This window comes from Prevotella amnii CRIS 21A-A (assembly GCF_000177355.1).
GTDB lineage: Bacteria > Bacteroidota > Bacteroidia > Bacteroidales > Bacteroidaceae > Prevotella > Prevotella amnii.
Genome location: NZ_ADFQ01000111.1, coordinates 1 through 4418 on the forward strand (window position 1 = coordinate 1; position 4418 = coordinate 4418).

The 4418-nt window shown below is 41.5% G+C and carries 1 protein-coding gene and 1 pseudogene; both read left to right on the top strand.

Features of this window, described 5'->3' with window-relative positions:
• A partial coding sequence (locus tag HMPREF9018_RS11340; RefSeq protein ID WP_008451297.1) for an RHS repeat-associated core domain-containing protein occupies nucleotides 1-2519 on the top strand: 2519 nt, incomplete at its 5' end.
• Between the two features lie 829 nt (nucleotides 2520-3348).
• Nucleotides 3349-4418, top strand: a pseudogene (locus HMPREF9018_RS10135) (hypothetical protein); the annotation flags it as partial.

The following is a 4418-nucleotide window of genomic DNA, read 5'->3' on the forward strand; positions in this document are numbered from 1 at the left end:
AGAACAACGTGAAGTACCATTACGGTGGTATCAACTCTTCTTACAACCGTATCGGCAGATTGATGCTCCGTGAGGACGGCAGTGGCGCTATTGAGTATTACTACGGTAGGATGGGTGAGGTCTTGAAGACCGTGCGCACGCTGATTGTGCCTAACCAGGCAGTGGCAACCTACGTAACACAGTGGAAGTATGACAGCCACAACCGCCTATTGGAAATGATTTACCCCGATGAGGAGAAAGTAACCTACGGCTATAACCTCGGTGGACAGGTAGACCACGTCCGTGGTTACAAGTCCTATGGCTACGATTATGTGAACAAGATTGGCTATGATAAGTTTGAGCAACGCACTTATCTGAAGTATTGCAACGGAGCGGAAACGTTCTACAGTTACGACCCTGCACGCAGACGGTTGCAGAACCTCGTGGTGAATGCTAAGGCAGGTATTATTATGGACAATGCCTACAGCTACGACGCAGTGAGCAACGTGCTCGGTATTAAGAACAATGCTCCACTCCCACAGAGTGGCAAGGCAGGCGGACAGATGAGCCATAGTTATACTTATGACCCATTGTATCGTTTGGCAAGCGCAACGGGTACTTATAAGGGAACGGACAATAAAGCCGCTTCTTATACGTTGTCTATGGGCTACGACAACATGCATCGCATCACGAGTAAGAAGCAACATCTCTCACAGACAGGTGTGCAGTTCGACGGCACGCTCAACGCAGGCTACGAACTCGCTTATACCTATGGTAGCGCAGAGGGCAAGAAATTCCAACTCGACAATGTTCGCGACATCAACTACCGCACGGAAGAAACTCCTACGGACAGCACGAACATCAACAACGGACACAAATACACCTATGATGACAACGGAAACCTTGTCTATATCAACACATCTCGTGTAAAGAAAGACGGCAAGGAGGATGAAAAGGCAACCGAGCAGAAATATAAGTGGGACGAGGAAAACAGACTATTGGCAGCTGATGAAAACGGCTTTGTGAGCAACTATTGGTATGATGCCGATGGTGAGCGCACGGTGAAGACATCAGGCGAGAATGAAGCCATTTATGTGAACTCTGAGTTCTCAGGTGGCAATACTGGTACAGCACGCTTCTCGCTCTATGTCAGCCCATACCTCGTGGCAGGGCAAGGTGGTAAGTACACCAAGCACATCTACATCGGTAGTCAAAGAATCGTTTCTAAATTGGGCGACTTGGCATCTTATGGTGCAGACCCAAGACGAATACCGTATGCAGGCAATGAAGCTGATGGTCTTACCATTAACTACAAGGATAAGTACAACCAGCAGTTACAATCCATTAAAGACAATTACAAAACGTTTGACTTGCCTTATTCTGGTAAGGACAATGACGATTATGTAAACGGTCAGGGCTTCTGTTGCAATGATGCTACGCCGGAGGCGGAACAGGCTCGTGCAATGGCACGCACAAGGTCTGCAAATGGTAACTTCAAACCAAATGAAGATTACGAAAAGATACAGTTCTACTACCATCCCGACCATTTGGGTAGCAGTAGCTACATCACCAACCTTGATGGCGAAGTTTCGCAGCACATCGAGTATGTGCCGTTCGGTGAGGTGTTCATTGAAGAACGCAACAACACATGGAATACCCCTTACCTCTTCAACGCAAAAGAATTTGATGAGGAAACAGGTATGTACTACTATGGTGCGAGATACTATGAGCCGAGGTTGAGTTTGTGGATGAGTGCGGATCCGCTTGCTGAGGAATATATTGACATAAGTGCATACACTTATTGTCATAATAATCCAATAAATCTATTTGATCCTGATGGTCAAGGAGATTATTATACAGATGCTGGTAAATGGCTTGGTAGTGATGGGAAACAGGATAATATGGCATATACAGCAACTGGTGTACGTAAAGAAAAAAACAAGAATGGCTCTCTAGTGAATGTATTCGAACACCCTGTTAAATTGTCTATTGGTCAGAAAGAGCTTAATACTTTGGCATCAACTGTATATGCAGAAAGTTCTATAGGGTATGGTATATTTAGCAAAGAAGAAATGTTTGCAATAGCTTCTGTTCATGTGAACAAGAATAAAGTAGCGTATGGTAAAGACTCTCCGAGTGCAAAAGCATTTAGAAGAACAACGTTAAGCAAACAAACAAATGCAATGCAAACAGCCAATGCCGCTGTTATAAATGCATTTACACCAGGTTCTATAGATTATAGCAATGGAGCAGATCAATGGGATGGTGCAGAACAAGCAATGATTCCTAAGGAGTTTCAGAATAAGCCATCAAATGGTACTTTTATGTATAAAATGAACGTCATGGGGTGGAGTATGCGTGATAAGGAGTATGCATCGTGGAAAAATGCTGTAAATAAAAAATTTGGTAATGGATCATTTAATGTTCCGCAGAAAAAAACTGCAGGATACAATTATGGAGGTATGAAGAATAAGGGAAGAATTAGGCTTACTTCCACTGCACAATATGGATTAACTATTTTTTGGAGGACTATAAAATGATTTTATTTTCAAATTTATGGCTTCGAAGAGCGTTTTTTTGCATTTTACTTTGTTCTTGTCTGCTAGATAATAAAGCTCAAAATGTCTGGAAACTTTATTACAATACAAAAGAAGTCCAGATTAGGAGTTATACATCTAAAGGACAGTTGAGACATCTTGTGCAAAGCGATGACGATGGGAATAAGGTCGATTCTGTAATTTATAAAAAGAATATTTATGTTTATTCTTTTGCAAAAACAAAAGTGTACAAGAACTCTAATTTTCGTGTCATAAATTTCTATTCTAAATTTAAACTGCATAAGGAGACTTTTTTGTCTCCTTATGTTAAACATGCATTCCTATTAGAGGAGTATATTTCTGATTTGCAAAACATTTATGAATCCATTCTTCCGAATGGTGATGAAGTTTCAAATCATATATCGATTTCTATAAACAAAAATAGCACCCATGTAACATTTCGTAATCTGAATTGTCGTTTCAATGTTTTATTTAGTCCTGTAATATTACAATCTTATTTGTCCTACAATACAATAAAAGACATAAAGCTATATATTAAATTCGGAAGGCTCTCAAAAATAAGTTATATTTTGGAAGGGAATATTCTCAATATCTTTTTTAATTATAAACATAATTCAATTAAGATAGTAATAGAATCATTATCATCCTATGATGATAGAAAAGATGAATATATTTATGAATGGAAAAGAGATACGTAGGGTCTTGCTAATTAAATATAACTCGTTAATCATTAATTATTTATACTTCTTAATGTTTGGTTAATTTGTAAAAAAATGATTACCTTTGGATGTTAAAAACAACAAGAAGCAAGATGAAGTACTACTCTCAATATCGTAATCATGATTTGTTTGATCTTCAGGAGCTACTCTCACGATTTTGCAAGTCCAATCGCTGGGTTAAACTTGGCGACAACCTGCCCTGGGATAATATCGTGCGGGAATACAACAAGCGTTTGCAGTATCGCCACGCAGGAGCGGACAACAAGACGGCATCTTATAGCCTTGCAATGGGCTACGACAATATGCACCGCATAACAAGTAAGAAGCAACACCTCTCACAGACGGGCGTACAGTTTGGTGGCACGCTCCACGCAGGCTATGAACTCGCCTACACCTATGGTAGCGCAGAGGGCAAGAAGTTCCAACTCGACAATGTTCGTGACATCAACTACCGAACGGAAGAAACTCCTACGGAGCGTACGAATATCAACAACGGACACAAATATATCTATGATGCTAACGGAAATCTTGTCTATATCAATACCTCTCGTGTAAAGCGTGACGGCAAGGAGGATGAAAAGGCAACCGAGCAGAAATATAAGTGGGACGAGGAAAACAGACTATTGGCAGCTGATGAAAACGGCTTTGTGAGCAACTATTGGTATGATGCCGATGGTGAGCGCACGGTGAAGACATCAGGCGAGAATGAAGCCATTTATGTGAACTCTGAGTTCTCGGGTGGTAAAACAGGTACGACAAGGTTCAGTCTCTATGTCAGCCCATATCTCGTGGCAGGGCAAGGTGGCAAATATACGAAGCACATCTATGTGGGTAGCCAGCGTATCGTATCTAAACTTGGCGACCTCGCAAGCTATGGCGCAGACCCAAGACGAATACCGTATGCAGGCAAAGAAGCTGATGGTCTTACAATTAACTACAAGGATAAGTACAACCAGCAGTTACAATCCATTAAGGATAACTACAAGGCGTTTGACCAACCTTATAACGGTCAGGACAATGACGACTACGTGAACGGTCAGGGCTTCTGCTGCAACGACGCTACGCCGGAGGCGGCACAGGTAAGGGTTATGAATGCCAGCACACGTTCTGCTGTAGATAATAATTTCCATGACAAGGACAATTACGAAAAGATGCAGTTCTT